20 protein-coding genes are annotated in these 20,137 nt (G+C 43.8%); 9 read left to right on the top strand and 11 right to left on the bottom strand.

From position 1 onward, the window contains the following. The first annotated feature begins 99 nt into the window (after positions 1-99). Genes DYI25_RS13730 through DYI25_RS13720 form a run of 3 tightly spaced genes read left to right on the top strand, consistent with a single transcriptional unit; the run spans position 100 to position 2,524 of the window. Positions 100-822 (top strand): ABC transporter ATP-binding protein, encoded by a 723-nt coding sequence (locus tag DYI25_RS13730; RefSeq protein ID WP_213369838.1) that lies wholly within the window; start codon positions 100-102, stop codon positions 820-822. Beyond that, a complete protein-coding gene (locus DYI25_RS13725) occupies positions 812-1,843 on the top strand; it encodes an ABC transporter permease (RefSeq protein ID WP_213369836.1) in 1,032 nt (343 codons plus the stop codon). Before DYI25_RS13730 ends, DYI25_RS13725 begins: the two co-directional genes overlap by 11 nt. A 21-nt stretch (positions 1,844-1,864) precedes the next feature. Beyond that, positions 1,865-2,524 carry a TetR/AcrR family transcriptional regulator gene (locus tag DYI25_RS13720; protein WP_213369834.1) on the top strand — a complete coding sequence of 220 codons (660 nt, stop codon included), beginning with the start codon at positions 1,865-1,867 and terminating at the stop codon, positions 2,522-2,524. Positions 2,525-2,758: 234 nt separating this feature from the next. Here DYI25_RS13720 and DYI25_RS13715 read toward each other — a convergent pair whose 3' ends face one another. Both DYI25_RS13715 and DYI25_RS13710 read right to left on the bottom strand, forming a co-directional pair. Next, positions 2,759-3,856, bottom strand: coding sequence for a PQQ-dependent sugar dehydrogenase (locus tag DYI25_RS13715; RefSeq protein WP_213369832.1), 1,098 nt, complete (start codon positions 3,854-3,856; stop codon positions 2,759-2,761). A 38-nt stretch (positions 3,857-3,894) separates the two neighbouring features. Beyond that, a complete protein-coding gene (locus DYI25_RS13710; RefSeq protein ID WP_213369830.1) occupies positions 3,895-4,755 on the bottom strand; it encodes a Cof-type HAD-IIB family hydrolase in 861 nt (286 codons plus the stop codon). A gap of 430 nt (positions 4,756-5,185) precedes the next feature. Between DYI25_RS13710 and DYI25_RS13705 the strand changes: the two genes are divergently transcribed. The 5 genes from DYI25_RS13705 to DYI25_RS13685 all read left to right on the top strand — a co-directional run bounded on the left by DYI25_RS13705 (position 5,186) and on the right by DYI25_RS13685 (position 11,173). Beyond that, positions 5,186-6,493 carry an ABC transporter substrate-binding protein gene (locus tag DYI25_RS13705; RefSeq protein WP_213369827.1) on the top strand — a complete coding sequence of 436 codons (1,308 nt, stop codon included), beginning with the start codon at positions 5,186-5,188 and terminating at the stop codon, positions 6,491-6,493. Positions 6,494-6,714: 221 nt separating this feature from the next. Further along, the gene (locus tag DYI25_RS13700) at positions 6,715-7,575 is read left to right on the top strand and encodes a carbohydrate ABC transporter permease (protein ID WP_213369826.1); all 861 of its coding nucleotides are present in this window, start codon (positions 6,715-6,717) and stop codon (positions 7,573-7,575) included. Next, a complete protein-coding gene (locus tag DYI25_RS13695; protein WP_213369824.1) occupies positions 7,575-8,396 on the top strand; it encodes a carbohydrate ABC transporter permease in 822 nt (273 codons plus the stop codon). Before DYI25_RS13700 ends, DYI25_RS13695 begins: the two co-directional genes overlap by 1 nt. Before the next feature lie 24 nt (positions 8,397-8,420). Continuing rightward, positions 8,421-9,446 (top strand): LacI family DNA-binding transcriptional regulator, encoded by a 1,026-nt coding sequence (locus DYI25_RS13690; protein ID WP_213369822.1) that lies wholly within the window; start codon positions 8,421-8,423, stop codon positions 9,444-9,446. A gap of 74 nt (positions 9,447-9,520) precedes the next feature. Next, entirely contained in the window at positions 9,521-11,173 is a 1,653-nt protein-coding gene (locus DYI25_RS13685) for a glycoside hydrolase family 13 protein (RefSeq protein ID WP_213369820.1), read from the top strand. A 90-nt stretch (positions 11,174-11,263) separates the two neighbouring features. On the opposite strand, the gene DYI25_RS13680 is transcribed toward DYI25_RS13685, so the two are convergent. Then, positions 11,264-11,752, bottom strand: a complete 489-nt coding sequence (locus DYI25_RS13680; RefSeq protein ID WP_213369818.1) for a GNAT family N-acetyltransferase — start codon at positions 11,750-11,752, stop codon at positions 11,264-11,266. A gap of 238 nt (positions 11,753-11,990) precedes the next feature. Here DYI25_RS13680 and DYI25_RS13675 point away from each other — a divergent pair, with 238 nt between their 5' ends. Then, complete coding sequence (locus DYI25_RS13675) at positions 11,991-13,352, top strand: YjiH family protein (RefSeq protein ID WP_249745452.1); 1,362 nt, start codon at positions 11,991-11,993, stop codon at positions 13,350-13,352. Positions 13,353-13,410: 58 nt separating this feature from the next. On the opposite strand, the gene DYI25_RS13670 is transcribed toward DYI25_RS13675, so the two are convergent. From DYI25_RS13670 to DYI25_RS13635, 8 genes are all read right to left on the bottom strand, one after another. Then, complete coding sequence (locus DYI25_RS13670; RefSeq protein ID WP_249745451.1) at positions 13,411-13,923, bottom strand: hypothetical protein; 513 nt, start codon at positions 13,921-13,923, stop codon at positions 13,411-13,413. A gap of 61 nt (positions 13,924-13,984) precedes the next feature. Next, entirely contained in the window at positions 13,985-15,082 is a 1,098-nt protein-coding gene (locus DYI25_RS13665; RefSeq protein WP_213369815.1) for a PRK06851 family protein, read from the bottom strand. 197 nt (positions 15,083-15,279) lie between these two features. Then, positions 15,280-15,756, bottom strand: coding sequence for a Cys-tRNA(Pro) deacylase (gene ybaK, locus DYI25_RS13660; RefSeq protein WP_213369813.1), 477 nt, complete (start codon positions 15,754-15,756; stop codon positions 15,280-15,282). Positions 15,757-15,884: 128 nt separating this feature from the next. Continuing rightward, positions 15,885-16,286, bottom strand: a complete 402-nt coding sequence (locus DYI25_RS13655; RefSeq protein ID WP_249745450.1) for a hotdog fold thioesterase — start codon at positions 16,284-16,286, stop codon at positions 15,885-15,887. Between the two features lie 72 nt (positions 16,287-16,358). Continuing rightward, the gene (locus DYI25_RS13650) at positions 16,359-17,525 is read right to left on the bottom strand and encodes an ABC transporter substrate-binding protein (protein WP_249745449.1); all 1,167 of its coding nucleotides are present in this window, start codon (positions 17,523-17,525) and stop codon (positions 16,359-16,361) included. Between the two features lie 68 nt (positions 17,526-17,593). Further along, positions 17,594-18,331: an ABC transporter ATP-binding protein gene (locus DYI25_RS13645; RefSeq protein WP_213369809.1), complete on the bottom strand. Its 738-nt coding sequence runs from the start codon at positions 18,329-18,331 to the stop codon at positions 17,594-17,596. Beyond that, positions 18,328-19,110, bottom strand: coding sequence for an ABC transporter ATP-binding protein (locus tag DYI25_RS13640; protein WP_213369806.1), 783 nt, complete (start codon positions 19,108-19,110; stop codon positions 18,328-18,330). Before DYI25_RS13640 ends, DYI25_RS13645 begins: the two co-directional genes overlap by 4 nt. Next, the gene (locus tag DYI25_RS13635) at positions 19,103-20,137 is read right to left on the bottom strand and encodes a branched-chain amino acid ABC transporter permease (protein ID WP_342032521.1); all 1,035 of its coding nucleotides are present in this window, start codon (positions 20,135-20,137) and stop codon (positions 19,103-19,105) included. The genes DYI25_RS13640 and DYI25_RS13635 overlap by 8 nt, the downstream gene beginning before the upstream one ends.

Raw genomic sequence — 20,137 nt, 5'->3', positions numbered from 1 at the left:
GTTAAAATTTGTGAGTGATTACTCACTATACAAGTCATTGTTTTTGAGTTATTCTTTTAGTGAGTGATTACTCACTTTAAAAAGGATGGTGAAAACCTCATGATCGTTTCAATAAAAAATGTCGGTAAACGCTACGGCAAGAATGACGTTTTAAAAGATATCAATCTAGAAATTGAAAGCGGTGAAATCTTCGGCCTGCTTGGTCCGTCGGGAGCAGGAAAAACCACTCTTGTAAGGCAGCTTGTCGGACTAGAAATGGCGAGCGAAGGAGAAAATTACCTCTTTGGCGAAAAGATGCCCTCCTTAAAGTTGATTGAAAGGATTGGCTACATGGCGCAATCGGACGCACTTTATTCTGAGTTATCCGCTAAGGAAAATCTTGAATTCTTTGCTTCCTTGTTCGGCCTGAAGGGTACGCATCGCAACAAACGCATTTTAGAAGTGATGCAGCTTGTCGATTTATCTAATCATCTAAACAAACTGGTAACCAATTATTCTGGCGGCATGAAACGCCGTTTATCATTGGCTGCGGCCTTGCTGCATGAGCCAGAACTGTTGATTCTCGATGAGCCGACTGTCGGCATTGATCCTGTTTTGCGTCAAAGCATCTGGTCGGGTTTCTATGATTTGAAAGCACAAGGAAAAACGCTGATCGTTACAACACATGTCATGGACGAAGCAGAAAAATGCGACAGGCTGGGACTGATTCGCGATGGTCGTCTGATCGCGGTAGGCACTCCTGCAGAATTGAAGGAAAAGACCGGTTCTTCCAGTGTCGAGGAAGCATTTTTGGCCTATGGAGGTGTTCATCATGAGAATTAGAGCTTTAGTGATCAGGATTATCCGCCAATTCCTAAGGGACAAAAGGACACTTGCAATGATGCTCGTGGCCCCGCTCCTTATCCTGACGATGCTCCATCTTGTTTTTAACGGAGAAAACTATATTCCGAAGATTGGTTTGGTCGATGCACCTGACGCAGTTATAGAGAAACTCGATATAGATGATGCAAAAATAACAGAATATGATTCTGTAAAAAGCGCTAAAGAGGATGCGCTGGCCCATGAAATTGATGGGTATGTCGTGTTTGAAGGCCGTATGCTGGATAAAATCGTACTTGAAGGAAGCGACCCATCTGTTAACGGTGCTGTTATGAAATGGATCCAGCAGGCAACTAAAACACTGATTCCTGATCAGGGACTAACAGATCCGAATGTGGATTATCTGCACGGATCGGAGGATATGGGACAGTTTGATTATTTCGGTCCGGTATTACTGGGATTCTTCGCCTTCTTCTTTGTGTTCCTCATTTCTGGGATTTCCTTTTTAAGGGAAAGAACAAGCGGCACGCTTGAAAAATTGCTTTCGAGCCCATTAAGGAAATGGGAAATCGTCGTCGGCTATATCCTTGGATTCGGACTCTTCACCATGCTGCAGGCTACATTGATTGCATGGTACGCGATTTATGTCCTCGGAATGCTGATGGAAGGTTCCTTTATTTATGTATTATTGATTACCTTAATGCTGTCGATGACGGCGCTGACGCTCGGCACTCTGCTGTCCGCATTTGCGAATAATGAATTCCAGATGATCCAGTTCATCCGGATCATCATCGTGCCGCAGTTCTTCTTCTCTGGTCTGATCAATCTCGATACGATTTCTGATTGGCTGAGCTGGCTTGGTCCGATAACACCGCTCTATTATGCCGCAGAAGCATTGCGTGATATTATGGTGAGAGGATACGGATGGGATGCCATCTATGGGAATATTTTGATGCTGGCCGGATTTTCCGTCTTATTCATGTTCCTGAATATTTTGGCTTTGCGGAAACACCGCGCAGTTTAACCGCGGCGAAAGGAGCAACCGATGAGTGATCATGATTTAAAAATTGACGAGTTAATGGACGGAGAAGAGCTGACTGAAAAGCAGAAGAAAATTATCATATCTGCGATCGAGTCCTTTGCGGAAAAAGGATATTCCGCCACTTCAACCAGCGAAATCGCAAAAAAAGCCGGCGTTGCAGAAGGTACGATTTTCAGACACTATAAAACGAAAAAGGATTTGCTGCTGGCGATTGTCGCTCCAGTGATGGCGAAGTTTGTGGCACCTTTTATCATAAAAGATCTTAATAAGGTTCTTCATCAGGATTATGAGCATTTCGAAGATTTCTTATCTGCCATGCTGAAGAACCGCCGTGATTTCCTTGTTAAAAATCTTGCTACCGTTAAAATCCTGGTGCAGGAAATTCCGTTACACCCTGAATTGAAGGAATTATTTAAGGAACATATCGCATTAAAAGTATATGAACGTTTCGAGAAAATCGTCGAGCATTATCAGGCAAATGGCCAAATCATTGAGATTCCAGCCTACAGTGTCGTAAGAATGACGTTTACATCCATCTTTGGCTATTTGATTGCACGATATATGCTCCTGCCGGAAGCAGAGTGGGACGATGAAGCAGAAGCAGAGCGGACGATCCAATTCATCATGCATGGATTGGCAGGGCCGAATAGCAGCAAAAATTAAACCGGGCATACCCGGTTTTTTTGTTTTAGGAATTGGAAAAATCCAGTAAAATTTCCAGTTCGCCAATATATTTCAGTTTTCGCCAATAAACCTGGGAAAATCGCCAATAAAGTTAAATTTTCGCCAATAAATTTGTGAACTCCGCCAATAAAATCGAATTTTTGCCAATAACTTAATCTAGTACTCCTTCAAAATTAGAAAAGGAGCACCATTTCAGGTACTCCTTCTCCATTTTTAACGAACATCCTGCAGTTTTACACGGTAAAGTTTGTCATCACCTTCACCTGGAGTGCCTCGGCCGTCTGTATTATTGCTGATGAAATACAGATCATCACCTTCCACGATGACATCGCGGATTCGTCCTAATCCGGTGACTACTTCTCTTGTTGTTTTCGCAGTAAGGTCGAACTCACGCAATGCATTGCCTCTCAATGTCGCGACATACAACTTCCCTTCATGCACCGCCATTCCGGAGGGTGCCCATGTATCACTTCCAGAGTGAAAAATTGGTGTTTCCATGCCCTGCTTCGTGTCGTCACCCGTAATCACGGGCCACCCATAGTTTTTACCTGCTTCAATCAAATTGATTTCATCATGCGCAGATGGGCCGTGCTCGCTGGCATAAAGAGTTCCATCCTGCGACCAGGTCAATCCCTGTGAATTCCGATGGCCATAGCTGTATACATAGGAGTCCTCAAATGGATTATCCGCTGGAACAGACCCATCAAGATTCATTCGCAGGATTTTGCCGCCGAGCGAACTTAAATCCTGAGCGATTTCGGGATTGGTTGCCGCATCACCTGCTGTTGCATAAAGCTTTCCGTCTGGTCCGATTTTCAACCTGCCGCCGTGATGGAATCGTCCGCTCGGTATTTTATCAAGCAACAGCTTGCCTTCCACCCATTCATCATTGTTCAAGGTCAGTTCGACAATTCTATTGAACTGGCCGGTGCCATTCTCGTATGTATAATAAGCGAATGCCTTGTTGGACTGCTCGAAATCAGGGGCGGGGACGAAGCCAAGAAAGCCGGCTTCTGCTGCCTGGGACAATTCCTTTTTAAAAGAAACCTTCTGTCGCTCAGTTGTGTCACCCTCCACTTTTACAATGGAACCCGGTCGTTCGCTTAAGTAGAATGTCTCGCCGCTTTTATTGATTGACCACGGCACTTCCAGATTTTCTGCAACAACTTCAAGCTGGTCGGCCTGGGCAATCGCTTCTTCGTCTTCTGAATTTTGATTCACTTCTCCTGCAGGCTTTATTTCATCACCGCCGCTTGAACAGCCTGCCATCACCATCGGCATTGCCAACAGCAAATACAAGAATCTTTTCATGACACCAGTCCTCCCTTGATTTCATAACCTTCTATAAATCAATCTACCAACACCTTTATGATCGCTTTTCCTACGCCGCTTTCTTCATTCGACAATGTCACTTCACCGCATAGCTGTTTAATTTCCTCAGCTGCATTGCCCATCGCGACTGGTTTGCCGACTTTTTTCAGCATCGATACATCATTGAAATTGTCACCAAGCGCCATCGTTTCCTGCAGGCTGATCCCTCTCGATGCTACGAACTTTTCTAGCGCTATTCCTTTTTGGGCGTCGAGACTTGTGATTTCAATATTCTCACGGCCGGATGAACTGACCGCAAGTCCAGAGATTTCTTTTAAACCAGACCTGGCAGCCTCAAGCTTGTCATCATCCAGCGAAAAAGCAAGCAGCTTGTAAATTTCATATTGGTCGTCCTCGAATAATCGGTCATAATGTTCTATCTTCGTTATTAGCCCCTTATGCATTCTTTCCTCAGCAGCCTCAGCGATTTTTTCAATCGGCACTTCAGGGTTTGCGGTTGAAAAAATATCCACGATGATCGTAATCGCCATATCCTCATCTTCAGTAAAGGTACCTTTGTTTGTGTAAACCTCGAAATACACGCCGTTTTCAACAAGTCTTAGTGCTGCCTGCCGGGCCTCCGCCTTGTTCAAAGGACTTGAAGAAACAACTTCCCCATTTTCTGAACGAACCTCGGCTCCATTCACACAAATCATGGGCAGTTTAAGCCCTGATTCCTCAAGAACGAATCTTGCTTCTTGGAAGGAGCGCCCGGTTGCGACGACGACTTCGACTCCCTGCTCTTTTGCTTTTATAATCGCTTCCCTATTCTCTGCAGTAATCTGCTGGGTAGCAGTCAATAAAGTCCCATCCATATCAGTTGCAATACACTTAATCATGTCTTCACCTTCTGCAATTATTTTTCAGTATTATCATCCATGATAGACCTTCAAACACTCGACAGCAAATAATACGTGTATATACTAATTCTCTACCTTTAGGCCATGATTCAGGGCTTCCATTTCAGCTTAAATTAACAATCTTTAAATTTAAATTTCTAATAAACTTTCATATTGTCATTCTAAAATTCATATGCTATTATGAATCCGAAGCTGCAATCGTTTGCATATCAGGATGGCAATAAGGGTGCAATGCACAGGAATCCATTTATATAAGGGTTTCCATTATTTTTATCCTGCATGTAAGCGTTTTAAAGGTGTTATGTAAAATCAATATCATCTCAGGTTTTATGCAAAAATATGCAAACGCTTTCTGAACGCGCATGTGATTGCATGCAAAAAAATATAAGTATATGGGGGTATTCCAACAATGAAAGCAAAAAAGCTATTTCCAGCAGTTCTTTCCCTTGGACTTTTGATTGGCGGAGGTCTTGCAGGATGTTCATCAAGCGATGACAAGACTTCTGGCGAAGGCGGAAAAGATGGAGACAAAGTAACCGTTGACATTTTCCAATTCAAGGTTGAATTCAAAGATCAATTCGAAGACATTGCAAAAGCTTATGAAGAAGCAAATGAAGGTGTTGACATCAACATCACAACTGTCGGCGGTGGCGAAGATTACGGCGCAGCACTTAAATCTAAGTTCGCTTCTGGCAATGAACCTACTATTTATAACGTTGGCGGACCTCAGGACGTTGCAGACTGGGAAGATAAGCTTGCAGACCTTTCCGACACAGATGCTGCTAAAGCTGCACTTAGCGGGACTCTTGAAGGCGTAACAAAAGACGACAAAGTACTAGGACTTCCATACAACCAGGAAGGCTATGGCTTCATCTATAACAAAGCAATCTTTGAAAAAGCAGGAATCGATCCAAAGAGCATCACTAGCTACAGCGCTCTAGAAGAAGCTGTTAAGACACTTGACAGCAAGAAGAAAGACCTTGGTCTTACATCTGTATTTGCTCTTCCTGCAAAAGAAACTTGGGTAACAGGACTTCACCTTTCAAACGTGTTCCTTGCACCTGAATTTGATCAGAACGTAATCAACGCTTTCGAATCGAAGGAAGTTACTTTTGAACACGGTGATGCATTCAAGAAGGTTCTTGACCTGCAGAACAAATACTCTGATCAGCCTACTGTAAGCCTTGACTATGCTAAGCAAGTTGAAGAGTTGTTCTCAACTGGCAAAGCAGCAATCATCCAGCAAGGTAACTGGGTATCAGGTTCAATCGCTGGTATCGACGAAGAGCTGGCTAACAGCGGCGTAGGAATCCTTCCTATCCCAGTTGAAGGCTACAAAGAAGATTCAATCCCAGTTGGCGTACCAATGTACTGGGCTGTAAACAGCAACAAGGACGAAAAAGAAGTAGCAGCAGCTAAGGAATTCCTAGACTGGTTATATACTTCTGAAGAAGGTAAAACAGCCGTAATCGAAGATTTCAAATTCATTCCTGCTTATGAAGGATATGACGCTAGCAAGATCTCTGATCCACTTGCAAAAGAAATCTATGAATATTCTTCAGCTGGCAAAACATTGGCTTGGACTTTCATGGGTTACCCAACTGGATGGGGCCAAGAAAAGCTTGGAATCAACATCCAGAAATATGTGAGCGGCGAAATGACATGGGACGAATTAGTAGAAGAGTCTACCAAGGCATGGGCAGAAGCTCGTAAGTAATAGGTTTTAACTAAAGAAGGAAACAGAACGGCTACGGCTGTTTTGTTTCCTATCTTTTTTCATGAAACCCTATTAAAATTCCATTCCAGGCACGCTTTTTGTGGAATGATGAAAAAGCCCTGCTGCTGGTTTTTTCATCATTCTTCTATAGCTGTCCGGGAGCCTAATTAACGATCTATCTTAAACATCCCTGACAACACTATGAATAGGAGGATTTTCAGATGCGCAACCGAAATCTCTGGTACTGGCTTTTTCTTGCTCCAGCATTGACCGCCTTGGCAATGGTTGTACTTCTGCCGCTGGCTTATGGCGTCTATTACTCATTTACAGACTGGAACGGGATTAAGACCCCATCATTTGTAGGCCTTGAACATTATAAAGCGCTTTTTTATGAGGAAGAATTTAGAAATGCGTTGTGGTTCACAACAAAATTCACTATTGTTTCTGTGTTCCTGATCAATTTCTTTGGCCTTTCACTTGCATTGCTTGTAACGCAAAAATTCAGAACGAATAATATTCTGAGAACGATTTTCTTCATGCCTAACCTGATCGGCGGACTGATCTTAGGTTTCATCTGGCAATTCATTTTTACAAAGGTATTCGCGAGCGTCGGAGAACTGATTGGCGTCGAAGCTTTAGAGGGATGGCTGTCCACTGAGACGACAGGCTTCTGGGCAATGGCGATCTTGATGAGTTGGCAGATGGCTGGTTACATCATGGTAATCTACATTTCATTCCTGGAAGGAGTGCCGCAGGAATTGCTTGAAGCAGCAGAAATTGACGGAGCAAACAGCTTCCAGCGTTTTTATCACGTGACCTTCCCGCTGGTCATGCCTGCATTCACAGTCAGCTTGTTCCTGACACTCTCAAACTCATTCAAGCTTTATGACCAAAACCTGTCGCTCACTGGCGGTGGACCATACAATTCCACACAAATGGTCGCAATGGAGATTTTCAAAACGGCATTTGTGGAAAACGCGATGGCATTCGCACAGGCAAAGGCGGTCATTTTCTTCCTGATTGTTGCGGCTATTTCGCTTACACAGGTTTATATTAATAAAAAACGGGAGGTCGAGATGTAATGAAAAAGAAAAAACAGAGCAGAATCATTCTGGAAATTCTCGGCATCATCCTTGCCCTGATCTGGCTTTCCCCGTTTTACCTGATGATCGTTAACTCTTTTAAGACGAAACGAGAAATGTTTGAAGATACTTTAAAGCTTCCGAATGTTTTTTCATTCGAGAATTACACGGTTGCTTTCGAGCGATTAGATTTTCTTAAAACCCTTTTCAACTCTGTCTTGATCACGGTACTGGCTGTGACCGTTATCATCATTTTTTCATCAATGGCTGCCTATGCCCTTTCAAGACGTGGAGGCAAAACAAGCGGGATCATTTTTATGCTGTTTGTAGCTGCAATGCTCATTCCATTCCAATCCGTTATGATTCCACTTGTGTCCATTTTTGGTAAGCTTGAATTGCTCAACAGAGGCGGACTGATTTTCATGTATCTTGGTTTTGGCGCCAGTTTGTCGATCTTCCTTTACCACGGAACGTTGAGCGGGATTCCGAAATCACTTGATGAAGCAGCAACAATCGATGGTGCGAACCGATTCCAGATATTCTGGCATATTATTTTCCCGATGCTAAAACCTGTGTCCGTTACAGTGGCAATCCTGAACATCATCTGGATCTGGAATGACTACCTGCTTCCTTCACTTGTCATCAATCAGCAAGGAATGGAAACAATTCCACTTAAGATGTTCTTCTTCTTTGGGGAATATACGAAGCAATGGCATCTGGCACTGGCAGGACTGACGATTGCGATCATTCCGGTCATCATTATTTACTTCTTCCTCCAAAAGCAAATCATCAAGGGAGTTTCAGAAGGCTCGGTAAAATAATCGATACTATAGGAGAGATGACCAATGGCAGTCACTATCAAAGATGTAGCTAAGGCAGCCGGTGTGTCACCTTCGACCGTTTCAAGGGTGATCGGGGATCATCCTCATATAAATGAAGAAACGAAGAAGCGTGTGCGAAAAGTAATGGATAAACTGGGGTATCACCCTAACTACCAGGCTCGTAGCCTCGTGGTAAAAAGTACGGAAACAATCGGTATAGTAATGCCGAACTCAGCTACCCAGGCATTGCAAAACCCGTTTTTCCCCGAAGTCATCAGGGGAATTAGCATGAAAGCCCATGAACATCAATTTGGGGTATATTTAACGACTGGCATCACGGATGAGGAAATTTTCCAGCAGGTCGTTTCGATGGTGCAGGGACGTAGAGTTGACGGCATCATCCTCTTGTATTCGAAAACGGATGATAAGATCATGAATTACTTGCTGGAGCGTAAGTTTCCGTTTACTGTCATAGGCCGCCCGAGCATGAACGCTGAGCGAATAACTTATGTCGACAATGACAATATTTACATCACCAAACAGGTTACCGACTATTTGATCAAGCTTGGCCATAAAAAAATCGCATTTGTAGGCGTAAATATAGAATATGTCTTTACGATCGATCGGCTCGAGGGATTCAAACAAGCCCTACATGAAGCCGGCATCCCATATGACGAAAATTATATTATCCATGAGCAATGCTTAAAGTCTGAAGGAAAAGAAGGCATCACGAGGTTCCTTTCCTCCCATGAGCCGCCTACTGCCCTGGTAGTGGCAGATGATTTTACCGCTATCGAGCTTATGAGTTATTCCGAGGAACTGAATATCAAGGTGCCTGAGGAAATCTCGATGATAAGCTTCAATGATGTACCGCTTGCGGAGCATATGAAGCCACAGCTGACTTCTGTTAATATCGACATCTTCCAGTTAGGTTTCGAAGCGGCTAACTGTTTAATAGAAATCATTAAAAATCCAGGTGCGCTGCCAAAAAGAGTTACGATCCCGGCAAGGATGGTCGAGCGAAAATCATGCAGTCCGATTCATAAGTAAGTCTTGGACAGCGCAAAATGACTAATGTAAAATATCGGGTTACATCAGGATCATACAAAGAAATGAGGGTTCACATGAAACACAAATGGTGGAAAGAGGCTGTTGCCTATCAGGTATATCCAAGGAGCTTCATGGATTCCAACGGCGATGGCATCGGTGATTTACAAGGAATGATTTCAAAGCTTGACTACTTGAAGGACCTGGGAATCGATGTTATCTGGATCTGCCCGATGTACAAGTCCCCTAATGATGATAATGGTTATGATATCAGCGATTATCAGGATATCATGGATGAGTTTGGAACGATGGCAGACTTTGACCAGCTTCTTGCTGAAACGCACAAACGAGGCATGAAGCTGATTATTGATCTTGTTATTAACCACACAAGCGATGAGCACCAATGGTTCATCGAGTCACGTGAATCAAAGCTCAGTCCGAAGCGTGACTGGTACATCTGGCGCGATGGCAAGGACGGTGAGGAGCCGAATAACTGGGAGAGCATTTTCGGAGGTTCTGCATGGGAATACGATGAAAAGACTGATCAGTACTTCCTGCATATTTTCTCCCGCAAACAGCCTGACCTGAACTGGGAAAATAAAGAAGTACGTACAGCATTGTACAATATGATTAACTGGTGGCTTGATAAGGGTATCGACGGTTTCCGTGTTGACGCAATCAGCCACATCAAAAAAGAAGCTGGCCTAAAGGACATGCCAAATCCTGAAGGATTGCAGTATGTGTCTTCTTTTGACAAGCATATGAATGTCGATGGGATCCAGCCCTTCCTGGAAGAGCTGAAGGAAGAAACGTTCTCAAAGTACGACATCATGACAGTCGGCGAAGCAAATGGCGTCAGCATCGAGGAAGCCGATCTTTGGGTTGGTGAGGAACAAGGTAAATTCAATATGGTTTTCCAGTTTGAGCATCTTGATTTGTGGGATTCTGAAAAGAAGGCGCTCGACTTGGCAAAATTGAAGAAAACTTTTACCCGCTGGCAAAAAGGTCTTGAAGGGCACGGCTGGAATGCGTTATTCATTGAAAACCATGATAAAGCCCGTATCGTTTCAACATGGGGTGATGACAAGGATCACTGGCGCGAAAGTGCAACAGCACTGGCATCCATGTACTTTCTCATGCAGGGAACTCCTTTCATTTATCAGGGACAGGAGATCGGCATGACCAATGTCCAGTTCCCTTCCATAGAGGATTATAATGATGTAGCAATCAAGAACCTGTATAAAATCCGCCGCGAAAACGGTGTGCAGCATGAAGAGATCATGGAATTTATCTGGGCAACAAGCCGTGACAACTCACGCACGCCTATGCAATGGTCCGATGAAGCAAATGCCGGATTCACAACAGGCAAGCCATGGCTCGGGATGAATCCAAACTATACAACAATCAATGTTGAAGAACAGCTAAATGATCCTGACTCCATCCTTCATTTTTACAAAAAAATGATTGAGATGAAGAAGTCAAATGACGTGTTCACGTATGGCACATATGATCTGATTCTTGAAGATCACCAACAAATTTATGCTTACACAAGAACTTTGGACGAACAGCAAGCCCTGATCATCTCAAACCTTTCCGGCGAGCCGGCAGCCTTCGAGTTCGACGGATTCCCGTTTGAAACAAGCAAATTACTGCTGAATAACTATAAGGTTGAAAAACAGGGGGCATCATTCTCACTGAACCCATATGAAACAAGAGTATATTTGAAGTAATTTTTAAAGGGAGTGCCTATTTATGATGGCACTCCCTTTTATTTATCCTTTTTCTCCTTCGAGCAAGGTTCGGGCATTTAGCTACTGGTCTTACCTAATAACAAAGGTCTGATAAACGACTTCTTCCCCATCCTGAACTTCGGACTGTTCTACAAAGGCAATCCCCTCTTGTTGGTAGACTTTTTTCCAAAAGTGCACTGCTGTTTGGTTTTTTATCAACTGGGATATATAATAGCTCCCTTTATTATGGGCAAATATTTCTGATACCGCTGCTTTTGCGACTCCTTTTCCCCGGAATGGGTTGAGGATGAAAAAGTCATTGATTACTTTATCTACTTTTGTCGTAAAAGGTGCTTCGAGAATCAGGACAAATCCTGCCAGCTTTTCATCGACGATCATGAAGTATGGCGTGACTCCGTCTTTTTCCCATATAAGTGAAAATGAATCAAATTCGAAGCTGCCATCCTCACTAATCTGCAATCCTTTTGTATAATTGGACAAATCGTGTAGGTAGAGTGAATAAAGATTACGCAGTATTTCCTTTTTATCTGGACCGATCTTTTCCAAAAACACATTCATTAGTATTCTCCCTGATTAAATAAGGTAATAGTCCTATTAAGAATTCACGCTAAATAGGAGGAATCCTGCTAAAAAAAATCGAAATTTATATTAAGGTGGCTTATAGGTGTTTAGCTTGCTTGCTTTAGGAGAATATAACACAGGAAGGAATTGGACCGAGAAAAAGGTTGGCAAAACAGGGGTTATGAATTAAAATGATTTTTGGCTTATAAATATGTAATTTAAGGGTGAAATAATTTTGGAAAAACCATTGCGTAAAACAAGATCAACCGGGGACTTGTTAGCATTCATCATCCCCTCATTAATAGGAATATTTTTCTTTATGTTACCAATCTCCTATCAAGGTGAAATCACGATACCGATCGCTGTCCTTTCCGGATGGCTTCAGGACTTGCTTGGCGATTCGCTGCCTGCAATCATGACGGTGATAATTGTACTGACTTTAATTGGCACATTATTGATTAAAAGCGTTAGACCTGAATTTCTTAATCGCAATCATTTTCTTAAAGCATTATTCGATGTTCCAACCGTTTGGCTTATTGCCCGAATTTTAGGGGCTATTTTTGCAGTTATGACTTTATTTCAATTAGGACCTGAAGCAGTTTGGTCACCTAACACAGGCGGACTTCTGCTCAACGACCTTTTGCCAATCCTTTTCTCTGTTTTTCTCTTTGCGGGATTATTCCTGCCTTTATTGTTGAACTTCGGTTTGCTTGAATTGTTCGGCACCTTGATGGCTAAAATCATGCGCCCGATTTTCACATTGCCTGGCCGTTCTTCCATCGATACTCTTACATCATGGCTTGGCGATGGCACAATCGGGGTCCTCCTGACGAGCAAGCAGTATGAAGAAGGCTATTATACCAGACGAGAAGCGGCTGTCATCGGAACGACTTTCTCTGTTGTCTCCATCACTTTCAGCCTTGTCGTCATTTCCCAGGTTGACCTGGCTCATATGTTTGTTCCATTCTATTTGACTGTGACACTGGCTGGTGTGGTTGCAGCCGTCATCCTTCCGCGAATCCCGCCTCTTTCCAGGAAGCAGGATACGTATTATGTGGAGCAGAACAACGACTACTCTGAGGAGAACATCCCAGATGGCTATACACCTTTCTCCTGGGGTATGGCACAAGCTGTCGAAAAAGCAAGCAGCAATAAAAGTTTTAAAGATTTCTTCCTTGCCGGCATCCGCAATATTCTTGATATGTGGATGGGTGTTGCACCAATCGTCATGGCGCTTGGAACACTGGCGCTGATTGTCGCGGAGTACACACCAGTATTTCAATGGCTCGGTATGCCGTTCATTCCGCTGCTTGAGCTGATGCAGGTTCCTGAGGCAAAGGCTGCATCTGAGACATTGATTGTCGGTTTTGCGGACATGTTCCTTCCTTCCGTTATCGGTGCCGATATCGCAAGCCCGATGACAAGGTTCATTGTAGCGTCTGTTTCCGTAACCCAGCTAATCTACATGTCAGAGGTTGGCGGATTATTGCTAGGTTCGAAAATTCCTGTAAGCTTCGGGGAATTGTTCATCATCTTCCTGCAGCGTACACTTGTAACATTGCCAATCATCGTGCTTGCTGCGTATATGATTTTTTAAGAGAATGTAAAAGAGAGCTCCTTGTAATTAGGGGCTCTCTTTTTCATGCTTAACTTGCTTAAAAACATTGGAAGGAACGGATCTGCCTTAAATCGATACCGAAATAAACCCAACCCCAGCGACGTCTCCATCTCCAGCCAGCGACAGAATTCCTGCCGACAAAGGTTGGAAAATACCAGAAGCTTCTGCCATTCTCCAGCCAGACATACGTATAGCGATACAGGCACCTTCTAATTCCGCCCGGGTCAACGGCATATAAGGATGCTTGTGTTTCCTGCGGAGTGAATTGAGGTGGCGGCGATGTCGGTGCTCCGCCTCCCTGCTGGCCTCCTCCAGGGAAACCTCCTGGTCCACCTGGTCCGCCTCCAGGAAATCCACCGCCCGGAATGCCTCCACCTTGCCCTGGAAAGCCGCCTCCTGGGATTCCTCCTCCCTGTCCCGGAAAGCCCGATGGCCCTCCACCTGGAAAAATTCTTCCGTCATATTGCGGATAAAATTCATTTTCATAGTAGCCATAATCGTCTTCAAATTGTTGATTTGTTCCATATGGGTGGAAGTTATTGTAATACAAACTTATGTCCCCTCTCTAGATGTGTTTTCCATGTAATGTATGCTAAAAGCCCATTTTGGTGCTAGTTGACACTCAGGCCTTCAAATTCTTTTTTAATCTGGGCGGTGATTTCGTCAACCTTTGCAAAATTCATAGCATCAATGTAGATGGCCTCCAATTGATCTCGCAGTTCTTTTGCATCGGCAAGTGAAGCGATCGCTTCATTCATCTTTGATTTATACCTGCCTCCGACGTCCTCGATTTCCGCAGCGTATTTCTCATCTGTACCTGGAGTAATAAGCTCTTCATACATATCGATGATTTCATCCGTTTCTCTTTCGGGAAAATACTCATGTGGTGCCGTGCTGTCAAAAATCGCAAAATCCAGTTCCCTGACAATCACCATATCTAGACTGTGCGGGTCAAAACCACAATGGTAAACTTCTACGTCATAGCCCCGACTTTCCGCTTCAGCCGCAAGTTTTTTCAGCATGGTGGACTTTCCAGAACCAGGCCGGCCTTTAATGAAATACCTCTTGCCCACAGTCTCAGTCAGGTTGGGAACGAAATCGACCGCGCCAACCGGAGTGGCGGCACCAAGGAATCGGTCGTACATCCGGCCGCTGCCTGCTGTAGATGTACTGTCTCCGAATAAACTCTCGATCAACCTGTTCGTCAGCGCATTCGCCTTTTCGAAATCCATATTTTCAATATAGATTTTTTCCCACTCGTCATGGATTCTAAGAGCTTCGGCAAAAAGGCTGTAGGCAGAATTAAATGCCTCACTGATTTTTTCACTAAGCTGCAGGATTGTCCCCTTGTGTTCCTGAAGCTTGCCGGAATCCCATGCGTCTCCCAAATTGACGTACTCCTCTACCGCTCCTGGTGCTTTCGGTTCGATGACATGCGGTGCAGTTCCGTCAACGATACCGGCATTCAATTCAGGAATCAACATACCATCAATTGATTTGTTGTCTGATGAACAATGCAGGAATTGTACATCATAGCCTTTTTCACGCCATTCATTGCCAATCTTTTTCATGAGCGAAGATTTCCCCGTTCCTGGGCCGCCCTTTAAAATAAATAGTCGTGACAAGCCCTGCAAACTAGAATCATATAAGCTATAAAAACCGCGAGCCGTGTTGCCGCCGGCAAAGTAGTTGAGAATCTTTCCAGACATTTATTAGCACTCCCTCCAGCCGTTAACCATAACGGCAAGTTTTCGTTTCCCCCATTACTATATGCACGGCAATTGGGCTGGGTGAATGCCCAATGGCAAATCTAAATTTATCTATGAGCCGAATCAATTTATCTTGAAGCCTAAATCGGCGTTTCCCTTAAAATGTAAAAAACACAACCCCATTATAGGTTGTGTTTTCATTTCGATAACTGAGCATATTTTCCGTCCGCAGCGCTAATCAATTGATCGGGAGCCAACTCGACCTGGAAGCCAATCTTCCCCGCGCTTACAATGATGGTCTCAAGCGCCTGCGCGCTGCTATCCAAAAACGTCGGATAATTCTTCTTCATGCCAACCGGCGAACAGCCCCCGCGAATATAGCCGGTGAATTTCTGGATGTCCTTGACCGGGAGCATTTCCACATTCTTTTCCCCAGCTTCCCTCGCAGCCTTTTTCATATCCAGCTCCGCTTCCACTGGAATGACAAAAACATATACATTCTTGCTTGCACCGACTGCCACAAGCGTCTTGTAGACCTGTGAAGGATCACGGCCGATTTTACCGGCCACGGCAACTCCGTCAATCTTGCCATCCTTCGAGTCATAAGTAAGGATCTCATACAGCACCTTTTGCGTATCAAGAATCCTCATTGCGTTCGTTTTAACCTTCGCCATCCCGATCCCTCCCAATGAGGTTATAATAAATAAGTTTACCTTATTTTTGCGGGCAACAGCAATCGGGTAATTGTCCGGCTCCTATTACTTGGATGGAGGATTAAATTTGCTCTAGGCTGCTTTTCTTGTCAGGCAAATTGCTCTTTTTTGCGGTATACCATACCATCGGCAACGGCAATGATTTCATTGTTTTGATTTCGGACGGTCAATCTGTAAAGTGCCAGCTTTGAATTTCTGGATACCTCTTGTGCTGTTGCTGTCAGGAAATCGCCAAGCATGGCTGCTTTCATATAATTAATGCTTACATTAATGCCTACTGAAGTTTGGCCATATGAGTTGCTTGCAATCGCAAAGGCAACGTCTGCCAGGGAAAAAATCAATCCTCCGTTAGCAGCACCATGGAAATTCAGCAAATGTTCCTTAACGGGGATGGATACTGCCGCCTCCCCCTCCTCGACTCTCTCAATCTGTATTCCTAAAAATTTGGCATATGGGTCAGCCGTCACTCTTTCCATTATAGTCTCCTTCAAAACGCACACCTCCATAGAATCAAAAAACAGGCTGACTCGTCAAAGCGGATGCCAGCCCTTTTGCTATTTAGATTACTTTTTAAACATCCACTTTCCATCCACTACTTCAGCCAAAACCATACTATCTGCCTTCAAGCCATTATGGTCCTTGGGACTGAATGTGAAGATACCTGTTGCACCTACATAATCTTTGACCTTATTTTCAAGATAATCACGAATTGCTTCCTGGTCTTTTGCTCCAGATTTTAAAGCCTCGACCACCAGCATGATGTTATCATACCCATATGAACCAAAGTTTGTTGGCTCTTCTCCATATTCATCCTTATAGCTATCATAGAAGCTTGAAATGATCTTATATTGTGGATCATCGTTTGGAATCTGTGTTGGGAATAAAAGTTTGCCGGTTGGGATAATCACACCCTCCGCAGCATCGCCTGCTAAGTCGATGAATGATTGATTCGCAATTCCGTGACTGCCGATATATGGAATATTCATCCCAAGCTCTTTCATATTTTTAGCCGCAATTGCAGGTCCCGGGTTCGTTCCCCAGACAATGACTGCTTCAGCGCCCGAGCTCTTGATTTTCGTTAATTGTGTTTTCATGTCTGCGTCGTCTGTGTTGTAAGATTCATTTGCAACAATTTTTATACCATAATCACCTTTTAATGCTTCAAGCTGCTCAACCCCGCTGGCACCAAATGCATTTGAATCCGCTAAAATGGCGACATTCGTCAGTCCTTCTTCTTTCAGGTACATATAGACCCGCTCAACTGCATGTGCATCTGAATGCGGAGTTTTGAATACCCATTTTGATTCCTCAGCAGGCGAAACAATACCTACAGCTGCACCCGCTGAAATCAATGGGACTTCACTGTCCATGGCGATCCCTTTCATGGCTAAGCTCGCTCCGCTTGTCGTCGACCCCAGTACAGCTAATACCTTTTCATCGTTTATCAAGCGGTTCATTTCTTCTGTTGCTTTTTCGGGAGTTGATTCATCATCTGCCAATATAATGTCTACAGGTACGCCGTTGATTCCACCCTCGTCATTAATTTGCTTTTCCAGTAATTCTGTCGCATTCCACTCCGGTTCCCCGAGTGGACTTCCAGGCCCTGTTTTTGAATAAATCGCGCCAATCTTGTAAACTTCTTTTTTTCCTTCTCCATCTGCCTCCGAACTGCATGCTGCCAGCCCAGCCGCCAGTGCTACTACCATCATCCCAGCAAGCAACTTTTTCAAACAAATTCCCCCTCAAGTTATAAAAATATTTTTCTCACAAACGCTGAAGAAGCGTTTAATCCAATAATTTACGAAACGGTATGGCCCAGGAAGGCTTCTTTTATTTCAGGATCATTCAGCAGGTTTATAGAATCTCCCTGTTTAATGATGCTGCCGTGTGACATCACATATCCACGGTCGGCAATTTTAAGGGAAGCGCTCACATTTTGTTCGATCAGCAATACAGTAACCTCGAATTCATCACGCAGCTGCTTTACATAATTTAAAACCTCTTTAACAATTAATGGGGCCAGCCCAAGCGAAGGCTCATCCAGCAATAACAACTCTGGCTTGGACATGATCGCCCTTGCTATCGCCAGCATCTGCTGCTGTCCCCCTGAAAGCGTTCCGCCCAGCTGATCCTTACGTTCTTTTAAAATCGGAAACAATCCAAAAACCTTTTCAATATCCTGTTCAATTTCTTTTTTGCCAGATTTTTTGTAATGATGGAAGGCACCTAAATACAAATTATCAATCACACTTAATGTGCTGAATACCTGCCTATGTTCTGGAACAAGGATCAGGCGTTTTTCAACTATTTTTTCAGCTTCTAGCCTGGTGATCTCTTCATTTTCAAAAAAGATTTGACCGGCCGTTGGCTTAAGAAGGCCTGAGATATTTTTCAGCACTGTCGTTTTTCCCGCTCCATTAGCTCCAAGCAAGGCGACGATTTCACCTTTATTCACTTCAAAACTAATATGGTCCAAAGCCTTGATTGGGCCGTAGCTATAAGAAACGTCCTTAATTTCTAAAATACTAGAAGTCATACTGTCAGCTCCTCCTCGTCACTTGCGCCAAGATAAGCTTCTATGACACGCTGATTGTTCTGCACCGCTTTTGGAGTCCCTTCCGCGATTTTCTCGCCCTGGTCAAGGACAATGATTTTGTCGCATATTTTCATGACTAAATCCATATCATGCTCGACGACAAAAATTGAAACCCCTTGATCTCTTATTTTTAAAATAAGGTCACTCATTTCGAGAGTTTCCTGGTGATTCAAACCCGCAGCGATTTCATCCAACAGCAGGAGCTTCGGTTTTGTCGCGAGTGCACGAGCTAATTCAAGCAATCTCAGTTTTCCCAATGGCAGATTGCCTGCATCTACTTCCAGGATGTCTTCCAGGCCAACGAAGTTGACTACTTCCATAGCGTTTTCGTAAATGAATTTCTCCTCTTTTCTGGAGCGGGGGAATCGAAATGCAGCCGCTGCCAAACTAGAGGTAGTCCTGGTATGCAAACCTACCATTACATTTTCGATGACCGTCATTTTCTTGAACACCTGCAAGTTTTGAAATGTACGGGAAATACCCATTGGCGCGATTTTATGGGAAGGCAGCGAATCTATTTTGTGATTTTCAAACCAAATCTCTCCTTCTGACGGGGGAAAAACAGCTGAAACCATATTGAATAATGTACTCTTCCCTGCTCCGTTAGGCCCAATCAATCCAGTTATATCTTTTTCGTCGATTGTGAACGAGACATTACGATTGGCGACCACTCCGCCAAACCGCTTCGTCACATTTTTCACCTGCAGCAAGCTAGACATTTTGATCCCCCTTCACCGTTCCTATCGTTGGGATTTTATTTGTCCTGACAGAACTCTGTGTTATTTTTTTCAACTTTGAACTAAAGGCAGGAACCAGGCCTTGTGGAAGAAAAATAACAATAAGCATCATGATAAATCCATAGAGTACTTGTTCAAAATCACTGGTTATAAACGAAACATGGGAGCCCGCAGTGTGGACAACTATACTGATTGCCGAAATTAAAAGCGCACCGCAGACAGCACCCCAGATACTTGTAGCTCCTCCTAAAACGACCATCGTCAAAAATAGGATTGAACCATTCAACCCGAAGGATCCCGGAGAGATGCTGTATGACATATGGGCAAAAAGCCAGCCTGCCAGCCCTGCAAACATAGAGCTAATGATAAAAACCTGCATCTTGTACTTTCCCGTATCAACTCCCATGGCACTTGACGCTACTTCGCTGTCATGTATTGACCTTAAGGCACGGCCTATTCGAGAGTGGATGATATTAAGAGATATGAGGATGACAATCAAGGCACAGGCCCAAACTAAATAGTAATAGGATAATCCCTGCCGGAATGTAAAACCGAAAAGTTCAATCTTTGGGATACCAAAAAATCCTGAAGCCCCTTTTGTGACCGACTTCCATTCTGTTAAAAGAACATGGATCACGATCCCAAATGCCAGTGTCGCCATAGCCAAATAATAGCCGTGAAGCCTTGCCATCGTATGGCCGAGCAAGTAGGCCAGCAGGGCAGGAGCTGCCAGAGAAATAACAAGAGTCATCCATGGGTTAAGACCATAAGTTGTCGTTAATATTGCAGTTGAATAAGCTCCAATTCCATAGAATGCAGCCTGACCAAGGGAAATCTGGCCGGCAAACCCCATCAATAATCCCAATCCGACGGCAACGATCGTATAGATTCCTGCAAATGTAGCTTTCGTGATATAGAAGGAAGATGAAAAAATGAATGGAAGCAATATGATTAAAATTGAAAAAACTGCAATCCCTTTCCAGCTGAATGACTGGACACCTTTACGCAC

Origin of the sequence: Mesobacillus boroniphilus, assembly GCF_018424685.1 — a bacterium.
GTDB lineage: Bacteria > Bacillota > Bacilli > Bacillales > Cytobacillaceae > Mesobacillus > Mesobacillus boroniphilus_A.
The sequence above is the reverse complement of the archived record's forward strand: the minus strand, read 5'-3'. Positions and strand labels throughout refer to the sequence as shown.